Source organism: Ornithinimicrobium cryptoxanthini (assembly GCF_023923205.1).
Classification (GTDB): domain Bacteria; phylum Actinomycetota; class Actinomycetes; order Actinomycetales; family Dermatophilaceae; genus Ornithinicoccus; species Ornithinicoccus cryptoxanthini.
This window is the reverse complement of sequence record NZ_CP099490.1, coordinates 2887812-2904661: the sequence shown is the minus strand read 5'-3', so window position 1 is coordinate 2904661 and position 16850 is coordinate 2887812. Positions and strand designations below refer to the sequence as shown.

At 69.8% G+C, this 16850-nt stretch carries 14 protein-coding genes; 7 read left to right on the top strand and 7 right to left on the bottom strand.

Features of this window, described 5'->3' with window-relative positions; all coding sequences use genetic code 11:
* Positions 1-36: 36 nt before the first annotated feature.
* Together NF557_RS13390 and NF557_RS13385 are read right to left on the bottom strand one after the other, a co-directional pair.
* Complete coding sequence (locus tag NF557_RS13390; protein WP_252620023.1) at positions 37-360, bottom strand: DUF2087 domain-containing protein; 324 nt, start codon at positions 358-360, stop codon at positions 37-39.
* A gap of 52 nt (positions 361-412) precedes the next feature.
* The gene (locus tag NF557_RS13385; protein WP_252620022.1) at positions 413-835 is read right to left on the bottom strand and encodes a hypothetical protein; all 423 of its coding nucleotides are present in this window, start codon (positions 833-835) and stop codon (positions 413-415) included.
* Positions 836-920: 85 nt separating this feature from the next.
* Between NF557_RS13385 and NF557_RS13380 the strand changes: the two genes are divergently transcribed.
* Entirely contained in the window at positions 921-2828 is a 1908-nt protein-coding gene (locus NF557_RS13380) for a sensor histidine kinase (protein WP_252620021.1), read from the top strand.
* The gene (locus NF557_RS13375) at positions 2825-3475 is read left to right on the top strand and encodes a response regulator (protein WP_252620020.1); all 651 of its coding nucleotides are present in this window, start codon (positions 2825-2827) and stop codon (positions 3473-3475) included. Before NF557_RS13380 ends, NF557_RS13375 begins: the two co-directional genes overlap by 4 nt.
* Positions 3476-3533: 58 nt before the next feature.
* Here NF557_RS13375 and NF557_RS13370 read toward each other — a convergent pair whose 3' ends face one another.
* Positions 3534-4160, bottom strand: a complete 627-nt coding sequence (locus tag NF557_RS13370; protein WP_252620019.1) for a DUF5701 family protein — start codon at positions 4158-4160, stop codon at positions 3534-3536.
* A gap of 137 nt (positions 4161-4297) precedes the next feature.
* On the opposite strand from NF557_RS13370, the gene NF557_RS13365 reads away from it, so the two are divergent.
* Both NF557_RS13365 and NF557_RS13360 read left to right on the top strand, forming a co-directional pair.
* On the top strand, positions 4298-5302 hold the full coding sequence (locus NF557_RS13365) for a uroporphyrinogen decarboxylase/cobalamine-independent methonine synthase family protein (protein ID WP_252620018.1): 1005 nt from the start codon (positions 4298-4300) through the stop codon (positions 5300-5302).
* Complete coding sequence (locus tag NF557_RS13360) at positions 5299-6246, top strand: DMT family transporter (protein ID WP_252620017.1); 948 nt, start codon at positions 5299-5301, stop codon at positions 6244-6246. Before NF557_RS13365 ends, NF557_RS13360 begins: the two co-directional genes overlap by 4 nt.
* Positions 6247-6271: 25 nt before the next feature.
* On the opposite strand, the gene NF557_RS13355 is transcribed toward NF557_RS13360, so the two are convergent.
* Together NF557_RS13355 and NF557_RS13350 are read right to left on the bottom strand one after the other, a co-directional pair.
* Positions 6272-7255 carry a hypothetical protein gene (locus tag NF557_RS13355; protein ID WP_252620016.1) on the bottom strand — a complete coding sequence of 328 codons (984 nt, stop codon included), beginning with the start codon at positions 7253-7255 and terminating at the stop codon, positions 6272-6274.
* A gap of 147 nt (positions 7256-7402) precedes the next feature.
* Positions 7403-9763, bottom strand: coding sequence for a catalase (locus NF557_RS13350; protein WP_252620015.1), 2361 nt, complete (start codon positions 9761-9763; stop codon positions 7403-7405).
* Between the two features lie 100 nt (positions 9764-9863).
* On the opposite strand from NF557_RS13350, the gene ligA reads away from it, so the two are divergent.
* Together ligA and NF557_RS13340 are read left to right on the top strand one after the other, a co-directional pair.
* Entirely contained in the window at positions 9864-11975 is a 2112-nt protein-coding gene (gene ligA / locus NF557_RS13345; protein ID WP_252620014.1) for an NAD-dependent DNA ligase LigA, read from the top strand.
* A 112-nt stretch (positions 11976-12087) separates the two neighbouring features.
* Complete coding sequence (locus tag NF557_RS13340) at positions 12088-13554, top strand: MFS transporter (protein ID WP_252620013.1); 1467 nt, start codon at positions 12088-12090, stop codon at positions 13552-13554.
* 122 nt (positions 13555-13676) lie between these two features.
* Here the strand turns inward: NF557_RS13340 and NF557_RS13335 are convergent, their stop codons facing one another.
* Both NF557_RS13335 and NF557_RS13330 read right to left on the bottom strand, forming a co-directional pair.
* Positions 13677-14219, bottom strand: a complete 543-nt coding sequence (locus NF557_RS13335) for a DUF488 domain-containing protein (RefSeq protein ID WP_252620012.1) — start codon at positions 14217-14219, stop codon at positions 13677-13679.
* 9 nt (positions 14220-14228) lie between these two features.
* A complete protein-coding gene (locus tag NF557_RS13330) occupies positions 14229-15320 on the bottom strand; it encodes an IS630 family transposase (RefSeq protein ID WP_252620011.1) in 1092 nt (363 codons plus the stop codon).
* A gap of 158 nt (positions 15321-15478) precedes the next feature.
* Between NF557_RS13330 and NF557_RS13325 the strand changes: the two genes are divergently transcribed.
* Positions 15479-16849: an ice-binding family protein gene (locus tag NF557_RS13325; RefSeq protein ID WP_342454487.1), complete on the top strand. Its 1371-nt coding sequence runs from the start codon at positions 15479-15481 to the stop codon at positions 16847-16849.
* Position 16850: the final 1 nt, after the last annotated feature.

Genomic DNA, 16850 nt, shown 5'->3' with positions numbered 1-16850 from the left:
GCGCAGTCAGGTTGCTGGCCCAGTGAGGTTGCTGGCTCAGTTGCGGTGGACCGGGTCGGTGCTCACCCGGTAGGTGCCGGGGACCGGACGCTCCACGAGCCCGTGGTCGACGAGGTATCTGCGCAGCATCGCGACGTCGTCGTCGATGGCCCGCAGGTGCGCGTTGATCTCGGTCTCGGTCAGCTCGCGGTCGGCCGGCAGCGTGCTCCCGATCCAGGTCAGCAGGTCGAGTCGCAGCTGGGGCTTGACCGGCATCGAGACCAGCTGGCCCGCCTTGTTGAACAGCCGCCGGAGCTCCGGTGGTGGCGTGGGCGACCGAGGCGAGGTCGGCGCGGGGTCCTGGGCAGGGCGGAGATCCATCGCCCCAGCATGACGCGTTCTCCGCAGGAGCAACACTCTCACCCATGACGCGTCAGGCCGGCTGGTGATGGAGAGGTGCTGCCGGGACGGTGTGCGAGGTGGCTCGTTGGTGTGCCAGGACCGCCAGACCCAGGAGGAGGGATGCGACGACCCAGAGGTTGATCTCGCCCCAGACCCACGAGGCGTCCGCGGGCTGCACCCGCTCGATGACGAGCTGGAGGACGGTGACGAGACCGAAGACGAGGACGGCCCCGCCGAGGAGCGCGCCAAGGCGCACCACGACCGGTCGAGATCCGGTGAGAGACAGCACGACAGCGACGAAGGCGATCAGCTGGGTGGCAAGACCGACAAAGAAGAGTGTGTCCTCCCACGAGGTGCGACCCGGTCCTCCGGCGGCGGCGACGGCCGTGGCCTTGGCGATCCAGGCGACGAGACTCGTCGCGGCGGCAATGAGGGCTATGCGTGAGGTAGTCATGGGTCAAGGCTGACTCCGCAGCAGGTGTCGGGGCGTCACTCTGCGGAGGGATGCCGGATGATCTGTCTGGCTCTAATCTCAGAAGGTGGCCCGAGACGCACGCCCGACCCCGCTGCGGAGGTGGTCCTCCGTGGGGCTGGCGGGCGCGGTCACCGTGGCGGCCGTCCTTGACGGAGCGGTGGGTTCGGGGGGAGTCGTAGACAGCCTGCTGGTGCTGCTGGCCGCCGTCGTTGCCGGCTGCCTGCTCGGTGCCTGGACCCATCACGCGATCGCGGCGACGGGCGTGCTGACCGTCGCGACCGCCCTCACGTGGGCCAACCAGCGCCACTTCGGGGACGAGTTCGCGGTCGTCGACGACTTCGCCTTCTTCCTGATCCTCGTCGGTGCGCCCGCGCTGCTGGGTGCGGCTCTGGTGGGGCGCATCCGCCAGGTGCGCGAGCTCGCTGCCCTGTCCGAGCAGCTCGTCGAGCAGCGTCGGGACGAGATCGCCGTGGTCCGCCTCTACGAGCAGCACCGCATCGAGCTCGCGGTGCACCACGGACTCGCCGAGCGGATGGGCGCGATCGCCCTGCGCGCCGAGGGGGCTCGGGACCAGGAGAACGTGTCGGTCCGTGACGTCCTCGCGCAGATCGAGGAGACCGCGCGTGCCGGCCTGGACGACCTGCGGGAGGCTCTCGGCGTGCTGCGTGAGGAACCTGCGTCGCCGGTCGCCGAGGACGGCGGCGCTGTCGACGACGGCGCTGCTCGCGCGGTTGCCGACGAGGCCGGCCGCACCGATCCGCTCCGCCGGACCCGCCAGGCCGAGCCTGCGCCGGACCGGACCGACGTCCTGCTGGTCGTCGGCCTGGGCGTGGCAATCTCCGTCGAGTCCGTGGTCAGCAGCGCCTCCCGCGGCCCGGCGTGGGCCAACGTCCTGCTCGCCCTCGCGGTGGCCAGCCCCCTGCTGGTGCGTCGGCAGTCCCCTGTGGTCGCGCTCGCCGGGATGTTCGCTGTCGGCACGGCATCCAGCACTGTGCTGACCCCGCTCCCCGCGATGGTGGCGCCGATCGCGCTGCTCCTGGTGGCGGCGTATGCCGTGGGCTCCTGGGCGCACGGGTGGTGGCGTGCGGTGGGCGTCGCGGTGATGTGGCTCGGGCTCGTGGTCCTCGCCATCGCCAGCCCGCCGGAAGCCAGTGCCCCGGAAGGCCTTGTGCCGACCATGATCTGGTCCGCGCTCGCGGTGGGTGCGGGCATGACGGCCGCCTCCTGGTCCTCGCGTGCGGAGCAGATGCGGCAGGTGGTGCTCCAGCTGGAACGGCTCCGCGACACCGACGTGCGGGTGGCGGTGGCGCGGCAGCGGCAGCTGATCGCGCGCGACCTGCACGACTCGGTGGCGCACACCCTGAGCGTGGTCTGCCTCAATGCTGGTGCGGCCCAGCACAACTGCACTGCCATGGCCCCGGACGCCCTGGCCACCATCGCTGACGCCGCGCGCAGCGGGATGACCGAGCTGCGCCGTGGTCTGCACACCCTGGAGCCTGGCGACGGCCTCAAGACGCCGGCGCTGCGGCTGCTGGCGCACCGACTGGGTCTCACGCTGCACCTCGTCACCCCGGATCCGGCGGAGCTCGACAACGTTGACACGGCGCTGGCGCACCGGGTCCTGCGAGAGGCCCTGGTCAATGCTGGCCGTCACGCTCCCGGTGCGCGCGTCCACGCCGTGGTCAGTCCGGCTGCGAACGGCGTGCGTGTCGAGGTGGTCGACAGCGGGCCAGGGACCGCCCACGGGCCAACTCACGACGCTGCGGACGGAGACGCCGCCTGGTCCGGTCTTGGTGCGGGGGCCGGTCTGGCCGGCCTCGCCGGTCTGGTCCGCGAACGCGGTGGGGAGCTGGAGTTCGGTCCCGTCGCGACGGGTGGGTTCCGGATCGCCGCCACGATCCCCTCACCCGCTCGCGCACCCAGAGCAGGCTCGGTGGCGCGGGGACTGTCCGGTGCGGCGCTGGCCCCATGACGACCGTGCTGCTGGTCGACGACCAGGAACTGGTCCGCACCGGGCTGCGGATGATCCTCGCTGCCGAGGCCGACCTGGAGGTGGTCGGGGAGGCGAGCGACGGCATACGGGCAGTCGATGCCGCTCATGCACTCACACCGGACGTCGTGCTGATGGACATCCAGATGCCCGAGATGGACGGGATCACCGCTACCCGACGGATCGTGGGCACCCTGCCCGGGACCCGGGTGCTGATCCTGACCTCCTTCGACCGCTCACAGCTGGTGTATGACGCACTCGTGGCCGGCGCCAGCGGCTTCCTGCTCAAGGACCAACCCAGGGACCAGATCGTCGCCGGGGTGCGCGCCGCAGCCCGCGGCGACGAGCTGTTGGCGCCCTCGATCACGAGGCGACTGATCGAGGACTTCACGCGGGCCGGCCAGGCCGGTCCGCCGCCCGGCTATGGCCAGCTGACCGAGCGGGAGCAGGAGGTGATGGTGCTGGTGGCGCGGGGACGCTCCAACTCCGAGATCGCCGCGGAGCTCTTCGTCAGCGTCCAGACGGTCAAGACCCACGTGGCCCGGGTGCTGGCCAAGCTCGGCCTCCGGGACCGGGTCCAGGTTGTTGTGGCGGCCTACGAGTCGGGGATCGTGCGACCGGGGGAGTAGGCACGCGGGGAGCCTGGTGACACAGTCCGCGACTGCGGCAGTCAGGTGGACGCGGCAGTCAGGTCCGGTCGGAGACCGTCGGCGATGCCGTGCGGCCGCCCACCGAGGCGATCCCGAGCCAGGTGTGCCGGTTGCCCGCCCAGCACCAGCCGACCTTGGGCGCTCCCTTGCGGGAGCGGCCGTCGCGACCGGTGCCGTTGCTGATCCACAGGGCGGGGACGCGGGCATCAAGGCGACCCGGGCGGGAGCCCGCCTTGCGTGACCCGGTCGTCATGAAGCACGTGTTGCGCTCGATGACCTCAGGGACCTGCAGCGCCCAGGCCAGCCCCTCGCTCACCGTCATCAGGTCCCGCCCGCGGGCGCGCAGCTGTGGGTCGACCTCGTCGGGGCTGAGGTTGGCGAACTCATCGCCGCGCTCCGGTGCGTGCACGGCATAGAGGTCCGCGTCGGGCACCTCCACGCCCGGCGCCGGGCCGAACTCGGCCAGGTCGGTCAGGTCCTCCACCACGAACCCTGGGTTGTCACCGAGGCGGAGCAACGTGGCCAGCACTGCCGCTGGCGTATGCCGGGGGTGCAGCACCAGCAGCTCTCCGGTGAGGCCGTTGGGCAGTGGGGGGACCTCCAGGCCGAGGCTGGTCAGGTGAGCGTGCTGGGCGGTCAGTGATGGCAGGGACGGGACTGGCACGGGGGCTCCTCGGGTCGGGCTCGACGGAACGCACCGGGTGGCGGCGGCATTCCCGGGGCGGGCCGACAAAACCTCCCTCAAAATACGTGGAGGGCATGCAAAACCACTCGGAAAATTGGGTGGTGCACACTGTCCCCATGGTGCTCGCAACAGGGATCGGCTCGTGGCCCGGGACTGACATCCGGGAAGCTCTGCGCGTGGTGCGCGACCTGCTGGCCGAGGCTCCCGAGGGGGTGACGACGATGCCCTATCTCCCCGAGCTCCCGGCCCGTGGCCCCGGCACGGACCTGATCGGTCGGACCACCGCAGTGCTCGTCGACCTGCCCGTCGACCTGCAGCCCCAGGGATGGCGCCTCGTCGACCGGCCAGGACGTGACGCCGAGCGGACCTCCTCCTGGTGGCGGCAGGACCTGGACGAGCTGGCCGAGGCGTATGACGGGTGGACCGGGCCGCTGAAGCTGCAGCTCGCGGGGCCGTGGACGCTGGCCGCCGCGCTCTGGCTGCCGCTGGGGGACCGCGTGCTCTCCGACGCCGGAGCCACCCGCGACCTCGCGGAGTCGCTGGCGGAGGGCGTGCGCACCCACCTCGCCGATGTCGCCCGCCTCGTGCCGGGTGCGCAGCTGACCTTGCAGCTCGACGAACCCACGCTGCCCAGCGTCCTGCTAGGTCACATCAGGTCCGACTCCGGCTTCCGCGTGCTCCCGACCCCGGACCTGAGCCAGGCCGAGCACGTCCTCGGGACCGTCATCGACGCTGCGCGCGGCGCCGGGGCCGCCACGGCGATCCACTGCTGCGGTGACGCACCGCCCGTGGACCTGCTGCGCGGCGCGGGACCCGACGCCATCTCCCTCGACTGCGCCACGCTGAGCACCGCCTCCTGGGATGCGGTCGCGACCGCTGTCGAGGCAGGAACCAACTTCTGGGCCGGCGCGCTGGGGACCACCCGGCCCACGGCATACGAGCAGGCGCGGGACGCGCTCACCACCCGCTGGAGCGAGCTGGGGCTGAACCCCGCCACGCTCGCCGACGTCGGTATCACCCCCGCCTGCGGGCTGGCCGGCGCCAGTCCGGAGTCGGCTCGCGGCATCACCCGGGCCAGCGTGGATGCAGCACAGGCCCTGGCCGAGGCAGCAGCGGGGTGAGCGTGCCGTGGCAGGGCAAGTATGCCGCGATCGCCCTGATCTGGGGCTCCAGCTATCTGCTGATGAAGGTCGGCGTCGAAGCCATGTCCGGCGTGCAGGTGGCGACCCTGCGGGTGTTCTGCGGGGTCGCCGTGCTGTTGCTCCTGCTGCGGCTGACGAGGGGGCGGCTGCCCCGTGGACTGGGGACGTGGGGGCACCTGCTGGTCACCGGCACGCTGCTGTGCACCATCCCCTGGACCCTGTTTGCGGTGGGGGAGCAGCGGGTCGACTCCTCGATCGCCGGTCTGTCCAACGCGGTCACGCCGGTCGCGACGGTCCTGTGCTCGATGGTCCTGCTGCGCGCGGAGCCGGTGGGGCGGCGGCGGATGCTGGGTGTCGCCGTCGGCTTCCTCGGCGTGCTGCTGATCTTCCAGCCCTGGTCGGTCGAGCGCGGCCCCGACCCGCTCGGCTTCGCGATGGTGCTGACCGCGTCGGCGAGCTATGGCGTGGGTTGGACCTATGTCCGGCGGTTCCTGCGCGGGGTGGACCCGGGCGGGTTGTCGATGCCCACGGCGCAGGTCCTGGTGGCCACGGCCCAGATGCCGGTCGTGCTGGTGCTGTGGTGGTGGCTCGGCACGGGTGACGACATCGCCACCCCGTGGTCGCTGCACGGCACGGACTGGCTCGTGCCGTTGGTGTCCGTGATCGCCCTCGGCGTCGTCGGGACGGGTCTGGCGCAGTGGCTGCAGTTCGACGTCGTGCGCGCAGCCGGACCGACGGTGGCGACCAGCGTGACCTATCCGATCACCGTGGTGTCGGTCCTGCTCGGCGTGCTGGTGCTCGGCGAGCGACTCGGACCGGTCGTGCTCCTGGGGGGTGTGGTGGTGCTGGTCGCCTCGGTCCTGATCGGTTGGACCCCACGCCGACAGGGCAGGCCAGCCGCGACGGCCGGGCGCCACCGCTGACCACGAGGTGCTGGCGTCCCGCCAATCAGGACGCGGGGTTGGCGGCCGGGGTGGCGCTCGTGTGCACGAACGGCTCGTCCTCGGCGACCCAGCTCGCGGTCACCACATGCAGCCCGTCGGACAGGGCGCTGTCGGACAGGTCAAACATCACCGCGCCTCCGGTCGGGCGCTCGGTCAGCTGCTGTGAGACCTCGTCGCCGTCGTCGATGCTCGCGGTCACGGCGACGTTGGGGCCGGACGACTTGAGCAGCGCGAAGCTGATCGGGGAGTCCGGGTTGACCACCCACCACTCGACGCCCTCCTGGATGCCTGGGTTGAGCCAGTTCAAGCGGGGCTCACCCGCGGACGAGGTGATGTCCTGGTCGATCACCCAGCTCATCCCGTCGAGCTTGCGCACCGCCCATGAGTGCGCGAACGGCTCACCGTCGCCACCCTCGCCCCACACACTCACCACCTGTGCCGAGTCGTGGGTCTCCTCGTAGGCCGAGCGGATCGCCCACTGTGGCTCACCGGAGGCACCGCCGAGGTCCTCGGCCAGCCCGGCGACGCCGTTCTCCTCGAAGACCGACACGTCGGGGAAGTAGGCCATGGACTCGGGGCTCAGCATGGCGTAGGCCTCGTCCATCGCACCGTCGATGAGCAGCTCGGCATAGCTCTGCGCGACCGCGAGCCCCTGGCTGGCGGGCTCCCCGGCACCCTCCTCCGGCGGCTCAGCGGAGGACTCCGTGGTGGGTTCCGGGGAGGACTCGGTGGTGGGCTCCACGGTGGTTGGCTGTGGGGTCGCCGTGACCTGGTCGTCGTCGTTGGTGGCGACCTTGTCGGTCTTCTCGGCGGTGTCGGTGGTCGGCTCGGAGTCCGTCGGCTGCGTCGAAGCGGGCGGCGCCCCGACATCGGGCTCGCTTTCGCTCCCGCAGGCGGCCAGCAGGACGAGTGCGGCCACCGGCAGGGCTCCCCTTGTGATCCGTCCCGCTCCGCGGAGCCGTCCCCGGGCTGTGTGCTGCGTGCGCATAGTTCCTCCTCGTGCGGGGTCCCTGGCCCCCGTCGCGTGGGACGCGTCCCTAACGGTGTGTGCCCTCACTCCCCAGACGCTCTCAGGTGTCCCACGGTTGCACGACGGCGCCGATCGCGCACCTGGGATCTACGCTGAGCGCTCGCGTTAAGGGCGACCGCCCTGCATAGCGTCGGCGGGCGGGAAGCGGTCCCACACCCGGTGGGCCCCCAGCAGCTCCTGCACCTGGCTGAGGGCCGCTGTCGCGGAGTCCGCCACGACCACGCCTGAGCCCTCCACGCCCGCCTGGACGAGCGTCGATGCGCCGTCTCCCCAGGCACCGATGGCCTTGGCGTGCCGGAACATCTCGGTGAGGAGCAGGGTGACTCGCGGGTCCACCACCGCCTCGGTCGCCTCGGTGAGCGCGTCACCGCCCGAGGCCTTGGCGTCGGACGCCGGCGTGGTCGGTGGTGCCGGTGCCGGGGCGCCGGCCACCAGCACGGCGTCGAACTCGACCGAGCGTGCGGTGACGAACGAGCGCTGCACGGGGAACGGGTCGCCGGACTCCTGCCCCAGCATGCCGCCGTGCGGTGCGATGACCAGCGGAGTCATGCCGGCCGCGTGGACGGCCTGACGCAGCTCGCGCACGCCCTCCAAGTCGGAGGCCTCGTCCGCGATGATGCCTATCCGGCGGCCGTCGACCGGCCAGGTCCCGCCGATCTGGGACAGCGCCGGGCTGGGCTGCACCTCGACTGGGGGGATGGTCGGCTCCGGGACGGGCAGGCCCAGTCCCTGGGCGACCTTCTGGCACAGCACCGGGTCGATGTTGGCCAGGCAGACCAGCTGCCGCTCCTTGATGACCTGCTCGTAGCACTTGCCCAGCTCAAAGGTGTAGGCGTCCACGATCTGCTGCTGCTCGACCGGGGACATGCTCATCCAGAACAGTCGCGGCTGGGTGAAGTGGTCTGCGAAGGAGGCAGGGGCGCGGCGCTCCTTGGCGCCGTCGACGCGCTCGGGCACCTCGACATACCCGCCGCCCCCGGCACCGACCGTGAACGGGCACCCGCCGTCGACGGTGTTGGGCTTGTAGGGAGCGTTGCCGGTGTGGACGGCGTGCTGGTGGAACCCGTCGCGGAACATGTCGTTGACCGGCACGTGCGGGCGGTTGACCGGGATCTGCGGGAAGTTCGGCCCGCCCAGGCGGGTCAGCTGCGTGTCCAGGTAGGAGAACAGCCGCCCCTGCAGCAGCGGGTCGTTGGTGACGTCGATGCCGGGCACCAGGTGGCCAGGGTGGAAGGCGACCTGCTCGACCTCGGCGAAGAAGTTGGTCGGCGCGGCGTCCAGGGTGAGCCTGCCGATCCGCTGCACCGGAGCCAGCTCCTCGGGGACGAGCTTGGTCGGGTCGAGCAGGTCGATGCCCTCGAAGGTCTGGTCCTCGGTGTCGGGGAAGGTCTGGACCCCCAGCTCCCACTCGGGGTGGGCCCCGGCCTCGATCGCGTCATACAAGTCCCTGCGGTGGAAGTCGGGGTCGACCCCGTTGATCAGCTGTGCCTCCTCCCACACGAGGGAGTGCGCGCCGAGCACGGGCTTCCAGAAGAACTTCACCAGGGTGGTGCTCCCGTCGGCGGCGACCATCCGGAAGGTGTGGACCCCGAAGCCCTCCAGGGTGCGGAAGGAGTAGGGGATGCCGCGCCCGGACATGTTCCACATGGTGTGGTGCTGAGCCTCGGTGTGCAGGGACACGAAGTCCCAGAACGTGTCGTGGGCGCTCTGCGCCTGCGGGATCTCCCGGGCCGGTTCGGGCTTGACCGCGTGCACGACGTCGGGGAACTTGATGGCGTCCTGGATGAAGAACACCGGGATGTTGTTGCTGACGAGGTCGAAGTTGCCCTCGGAGGTGTAGAACTTCACCGCGAAGCCGCGGGTGTCCCGCACAGTGTCGGCGGAGCCCCGGAAGCCGACGACGGTGGAGAAGCGCACGAAGACCGGCGTCTCGGTCTCGCCGTTGAGGAACGCCGCCCGGGTGATGTTGCCGGCGGTGCCGTAGGAGCGGAAGCGGCCGTGCGCGCCGGTGCCGCGGGCGTGGACCACGCGCTCGGGGATGCGCTCGTGGTCGAAGTGCATGAGCTTCTCGCGCAGGTGGTGGTCCTGCAGCAGCACCGGACCGCGGGGGCCGGCCGTCAGCGAGTGGTCGGTCTCCGCGAGCCGCATGCCCTGCGCCGTGGTCAGGTGGGCATCGGCCTGTGAACGGATGTCATCGGGTGCCGAGGGAAGGTCCTTCCCGGTGGCCGAACCCGGCCGCGGGGCGCGCTGGTCCGGCTTGGGGGGCAGGGGCTCGCGCGGCTCGGTCGGTTCCTGCACGGTGGGTGGTTCGCTGCCCGGTGCGCCGGGGATCGTGATGCCGCCGACCGCGTCGCGGACGGTGTCTGCGACCCCCTTCGCGACCTTGGCAGCGCCCTGGGCGACCGACGAAGCGGCCTCCGCGAGCTGCTCGGTAGAACCGCGCTCGGACTCGTCCTTGGTGACCATCACACGACGGTAGGACCCAGTCTGCGGGTCGTCGCGCCGAAGCCGTGGGCCGCGGTGCCCGGCGGACGGCGATGTCGGCGGCGTGCGACAAGATGGGGGAGTGAGCGAGACAGCACCGGAGGACGTCCGGCACGAGTGGACCGAGCTGGCCGAGCAGATCAGGGAGCACCAGTTCGCCTACTACGTCAAGGATGCCCCGACGATCAGCGACGGTGAGTTCGACGTGCTGCTCAGGCGTCTGGAGGCGATCGAGGAGGAGTGGCCCGAGCTGCGGGTGCCGGAGTCACCGACCCAGCTGGTCGGCGGGTCCTTCTCGACGGAGTTTGCGGCGGTCGATCACGTCGAGCGGATGCTCAGTCTGGACAACGCCTTCTCCATCGAGGAGGTGTCGGCCTGGGCGGACCGCGTCGAGCGCGAGGCCGGGGGCGTCGACGTGCACTACCTGTGCGAGCTCAAGATCGACGGTCTCGCGGTCAACCTGCTCTATGAGAAGGGGCGCCTGGTGCGCGCGGCGACCCGCGGCGATGGCCGCACCGGTGAGGACGTCACCCTCAACGTGCGCACGATCCAGGGGATCCCGCACACGCTGGTCGCGCCGGAGGACCAAGAGGGTGCTGCGGTGCCGATCCCGGACCTGCTGGAGGTGCGCGGCGAGGTCTACTTCCCGGTCACGGCCTTCGAGGAGCTCAACGCCTCCCTGGTCGAGGCGGGCAAGGCGCCGTTTGCCAACCCGCGCAACACCGCGGCAGGGTCGTTGCGGCAGAAGGACCCTCGGGTGACCGCCTCGCGCGGTCTGCGGATGCTGGTGCACGGCATCGGCGCGCGCACCGGGTTCGAGATGACACGGCAGTCGCAGGCCTACGAGCTGCTCGGCGCCTGGGGCTTCCCGGTGTCTGCCCGGGCCAAGGTCGTGGACGACCTCGCCGACGTGGAGGAGTTCATCACCTACTACGGCGATCACCGCCACGACGCTGCCGAGCACGAGCTTGACGGGATCGTCGTCAAGGTCGACGAGGTCAGCGTGCAGCGCCGGCTCGGCTCAACCTCGCGCGCGCCGCGGTGGGCGATCGCCTACAAGTATCCGCCCGAGGAGGTCACCACCAAGCTGCTCGACATCAGGGTCAACGTGGGGCGCACGGGGCGCGTGACGCCATACGGCGTGATGGAGCCGGTGAAGGTGGCCGGGTCGACCGTCGAGCAGGCGACGTTGCACAACGGCTATGAGGTGGAGCGCAAGGGCGTGCTGATCGGTGACACGGTGGTGCTGAGGAAGGCCGGCGACGTGATCCCGGAGATCGTCGGTCCGGTCGCTGAGCTGCGCGACGGGAGCGAGGTGGCGTTCGTGATGCCGACGAACTGCCCCTCGTGCGGCACCACGCTGGCCGAGCAGAAGGAGGGCGACAAGGACATCCGCTGCCCCAATGCGCAGAGCTGCCCGGCCCAGCTGCGCGAGCGGTTGTTCAGTCTGGCCGGGCGCGGCGCCTTCGACATCGAGGCGCTCGGTGGGGAGGGAGTCAACGCCCTGCTGGACGCCGGCGTGATCAACAACGAGTCGACCCTGTTCCGCCTGACTGCCGAGGACATCGCGCGCGTGCCGCTCTACACCCGCGCCGCCAAGAAGACGGACCCGCCTGAGTCGGTGGTGGACGGGCGGGTGCTCTCGGCGAACGGCACGAAGCTGGTGGCCAACCTGGAGCAGGCCAAGAGCCAGCCGTTGTGGCGGGTGCTGGTGTCGCTGTCGATCCGGCACGTCGGGCCGACCGCGGCGCGCGCCCTGGCGACCGAGTTCGGCTCGATGGACGCCATCCGCGAGGCGGGGGTCGAGCAGCTGGCGGCCACGGAGGGTGTCGGCGGGATCATCGCCCAGTCGGTCGTCGACTGGTTTGAGGTGGACTGGCACCGCGCGATCGTGGAGGAGTGGGCAGCCGACGGGGTCCGGATGGCCGACGAGCGTGATGAGTCGGTGATCCGCAACCTGGAGGGGCTGACTGTGGTGGTCACCGGCTCCCTGGAGGGCTTCAGCCGAGACGAGTCCAAGGAGGCGATCGTCTCGCGCGGAGGCAAGGCAGCCGGCTCGGTGAGCAAGAAGACCGACTATGTCGTCGTGGGCGAGAACGCCGGCTCCAAGGCCGACAAGGCCGAGGAGCTGGGCGTGCCGATCCTGGACGAGGCTGGCTTCCGGCGGCTGCTGGAGACCGGTTCACCGGACTGACCGGACCGTCGCGGAGCAGGTGCGCTTCGTCATACTGTGAGGGGCCTTCCGGTCTCAAGGAGTTTCATCAGCGCAGGTCAGCGCTGACATCTGGTGGTGAGGGGAGTTGTCGGTGCGCACGCACGTCGAGCCGGGCCACGTGGACTATGTCCCCGACCCCGCTCGCTGGCGGATTTTGCTGGTGCTGCTCGCGGCGATCTTCATGTCATTGATCTCGGTGAGCATCGTCAATGTCGCGCTCCCCGCGATCCAGGAAGGTGTGGACGCCACCGAGTCGGACCTGCAGTGGGTGCTGTCCGGCTATGCGCTGACCTTTGGTGTGGTGCTCGTGGCCGCGGGCCGTGCGGGCGACGTGATGGGTCGCGGCGGCATCTTCCTGGTCGGCGTGCTGATCTTCACCCTCTCCTCGGTCGCCGCCAGCTTCGCGCCGACCGCCGACTGGCTGATCGTCGCCCGCTTCGCCCAGGGGGTCGGCTCCGGGCTGCTGAACCCCCAGGGCGTCGGCATGATCCAGCAATACTTCCGCGGTGCTGAGCGCGGCCGCGCGTTCGGCTACTTCGGCAGCACTGTGGGTGTGTCCGTGGCGATCGGGCCGGTGCTCGGCGGGTTGCTCATCGACGTCGGCGGGCCTGACCTGGGCTGGCGGCTCACCTTCCTGGTGAACGTGCCGATCGGGATCCTCACCATCGTCCTGGCACTCCTCTGGTTCCCGAAGCCGTTGACCCAACGCAGCGCCCTCGCCGGCTCGCTGCTGCGCACCGTGCGCTCGCTGGACCCGATAGGTGCGCTGCTCCTGGGCGTGGCCGTCCTGGCGATCCTGTGGCCGTTCATGGAGGCCCGGTCCTCGGCGATGACCTGGCTGCTGCTCCCGGTCGGGGTGCTGATGGTCTGGGTGTGGGTGCGCTGGGAGCGCTATTACAAGGCCAGCGGCCGCAGCCCGATGGTGGACCTGAGCATCTTTCGCACCCGCAGCTTCAGCAACGGCACGCTCATCGTGGGGCTGTACTTCCTCGGCATGACCAGCATCTGGGTGCTCGTCGCGCTCTATATGCAGCAGGGCGCCGGCCGCTCCGCGCTCGAGGCCGGCATGGTGGGACTGCCGTCGGCCGTGCTGTCCGCCCTCGCCGCCAACTGGGCCGGGAGGCGGGTGTTGCGGCTCGGACGACGACTCGTCATCGGCGGGCTCTATCTCGCGCTGATCGGGCTCGGCCTGAGTGCCGCGGTGGTCTTCCTCCACGAGGCCGTGGGGCTGAGCGTCTGGTGGCTGCTGCTCACCCTGTCCTTGATCGGGGTCGCCCAGGGCACGGTGATCAGCCCGAACCAGACCCTCACCCTCGCTGAGGTGCCGTTGCGGTATGCCGGCAGCTCCGGTGCGATCATGCAGACAGGTCAGCGGATGGGCACCTCGATCGGCATCGCCGTCATCACCGCCGCGGTCTTCGCCGCGCTGCAGGTCTCCAGCTGGTCGACCGCGACCGCGCTCGGCTTCGCCCTGATCGCCGGCGTCATCCTGGTCGCCCTGGCGGTCGCCTACAAGGATCTCCACGACCGACGCGGGGGCACCACGCCGCACGCGTGAGCGCGGCGGATCGGCACTGCGCGTCACTGCGTTAGGCGTGCGGATCTTGCCGCTGCACCGGTCGACCGTGACGATCCGCCTGCCTGCCACTCGCCATACCGATTCGTGAGTCGCCGGCGCCCTCACCCGTCCCAAACGACTGTGGCCTCCTGGGTCAGTTGCGCGCCCTCGCTCACCGGGTGGTCCGTGAGTCGTCCGTCGTGCATCAGGTGCTGCACGCTGACGCCGTGCTGCAGCGTGGCCACGTCGGCGACGATCCGCCGGTGACAGCGCCACCACACCGCCTCGCTGCACATGATCACCGTGCGCCGCTCAGCAGCAGTCGTCAGCAGGTCGCTCATCGCGTCGGCAAACTCGGGTGTGCGGGTGCCGGCGGCATAGGCCCGGAACTGCGCGACCCGCCACCACCGGTCAGGGCTGGCCGCCTCCTGCTCAGGGTCCAGCCGGCGTCGCCCACCGAGACGCTCCTCCCAGTGATAGTCGATGCCGCGTCCGGGTAGCCACTGCTCCAGTGCCTCCCGGCGGGAGTCGGGGTTGTGGCGGCTGCCGGGGAACCGACGGACGTCGACGAGCCGCTGCACCTCGGCGCCGACCAGCAGGTCACCGAGCTTGTGCTGGTCGAGCGTGCCGTGCCCGACGGTCAGGAGGGTCGGTGGCTGAGCCATCCAGCCAGGCTAGTGTCCCGCGCCGGTAGTTCGTGGAGGGAGCCTGCCGAGTGAGGCGAGGATCTCGTCTGCGGTCTTGGTCCAGACGAACGGCTTGGGGTTCTCGTTCCAGGTGCGTCCCCAGCCGCGGAGATCCTTCTCCAGTGCTTGGACGGACCGGAAATCTGAGCGTTGCAGCAGTTCGCGGGTGACTTGGGCGAAAAGTCGCTCGACCTGGTTGACCCAGGAGGAGTAGGTCGGGGTGACGTGCGTCGTGAACCGTGGGTGGGACTCCAACCACTTCTTGATGCTCGGGTGCTTGTGGGTGCCGTGGCTGTCGCAGACCACGTGCACATCCAGGTGGGCAGGGACCTGGTCCTCGATCTTGGCCAGGAACTTCTTGAAATCGCTCGTCCGATGGCGGCGGTGGGTGGAGGCGATCACGGTGTCGTCGGCCACGTTCAGCGCGGCGAACAGGCTGGTGGTGCCCTGCCGGACGTGGTCGTGGGTGCGTCTCTCAGACATCCCGGGCATCATCGGGGACGCTGGCTGGGACGTGGCCAGGGCCTGCAACTGGCTCTTCTTATCGACGCTGAGCACGACCGCGTTCTCCGGCGGGTGCAGGTAGAGACCGACGATGTCGTACACCTTCTCCACGAACAGCGGGTCGTTGGACAACTTGAACCCGTCCGTGCGGTGCGGCTTGAGTTCGAAGGCCTTCCAGATCCGCCCGATCGAGGACTTGGACAGCCCGGTCCGTTCGGCCATCTTCGCCCGTGACCAGTGCGTCGCGTTGGCTGGCGTGGACTCCAAAGTAGCCGCCACCGCCTCCTCGACCTGCTCGGCGGTGATTCTCGGCGGACGGCCGGGCCTCTCCTCATCGCTGAGGCCGTCCAGGCGTGACTTCACGAACCGGGACCGCCACTTGCCGACCGTGGCTGCCGAGCAGCCCAGTTCCGCGGCCACGCTCTTGTTATCTGCTCCCGCAGCGCACCCGAGCACGATGCGGGAACGTAACGCCAGCGCCCGCGAGGACTTCCGGCTCCTGGCCCACCGCTGGAGCTGATCACGCTCCTGCTCGTTCAGCACAAGGGCGGGCTTCGAGCGTCCTGATCGCGCCATAGTGCATTCTACGACTTATCACACGAATTTAAGACGCGAATCACTAGCCCCGTTTGACTTAACGTTCCTCAGAGGTTAGTCTGATTTTGGGTGGGCTTCCTTTATCTTGATCTCATTCCAGTCACAGCCGTTCGCTGTGCCCAATTTGGGGATCATCTATGTCAGCTCATTCCGCCCTACCTCCTCGACCCTTCTACCTCACTCGTAAACTCTTCGCCGCAGTTCTCGGCCTAGGACTGACCCTCGTGCTCACGGTCGCAATGATCGGCCCAGCCGAGGCCGTGGACCGAGTGGGCCTTGGGACCGCCACCAGTTACGCCGTGCTGGCCGGCTCCACCGTGACCAACACCGGTCCTTCCGTGATCAACGGAGACCTCGGAGTGAGTCCCGGCACCGCGATCACCGGCTTCCCTCCGGGTCAGATCAACGGAGAGGTTCACGCGGCCGACGCCGTCGCGAACGTCGCCAAGAACGATCTCGCCACGGCTTACAACGATGCCGCAGGGCGCGCGACGGACGTCACTGTCACCGCAGACCTCGCTGGACAGACGCTCGTGCCCGGGGTCTACACCGGCGCCACTTTAGCGCTTAACGGTCAATTGACCTTGGACGGAGCAAACGAGCCGGATCCCGTTTTCATCTTCCAGGCATCCTCAACGCTCATCACCGGCTCGAGCAGTTCCATCATCTTTATCAACGGTGCAGACGCCTGTGACGTTTATTGGCAGGTGGGCAGTTCGGCCACCATTGGCACTGGAACTGCCTTCGCCGGCACCGTCATGGCGATGACGTCGATTACCGCCAATACCGGGGCAACGGTCCAGGGACGACTCCTGGCCCGCAGTGCCGCAGTCACCTTGGACACGAACACCATCAACGTGCCAGCCTGCGACGACGCTCCGACCCCGACCGAGCCTGCTCCGACTCCGACTGAGCCTGCTCCGACTGAGCCTGCTCCGACTGAGCCTGGTCCGACTCCGACCGAGCCTGCTCCGACTGAGCCTGGTCCGACTCCGACCGAGCCTGCTCCGACTGAGCCTGGTCCGACTCCGACCGAGCCTGCTCCGACTGAGCCTGGTCCGACTCCGACCGAGCCTGCTCCGACTCCGACTGAGCCTGGTCCGACTCCGACCGAGCCTGCTCCGACTGAGCCTGGTCCGACTCCGACCGAGCCTGCTCCGACTGAGCCTGGTCCGACCCCGACCGAGCCTGCTCCGACTGAGCCTGGTCCGACCCCGACCGAGCCTGCTCCGACTGAGCCTGGTCCGACCCCGACCGAGCCTGCTCCGACTGAGCCTGGTCCGACCCCGACCGAGCCTGCTCCGACTGAGCCTGGTCCGACCCCGACCGAGCCGACAAGTCCTCAGAACGGGCAGATCAGTCCCTTGCCGAGTGGCGGGGTACAGACTGGCGGAAGCCCGAGCGAAGGAGCGAACGGCTTGCTCCTGACGGCCGGCCTCCTCGCTTCGGTGCTCGGCCTCGGCGGGCTGGTCATGACCCGTCCACGCAAGACGTCGAACTCTGGCTGAC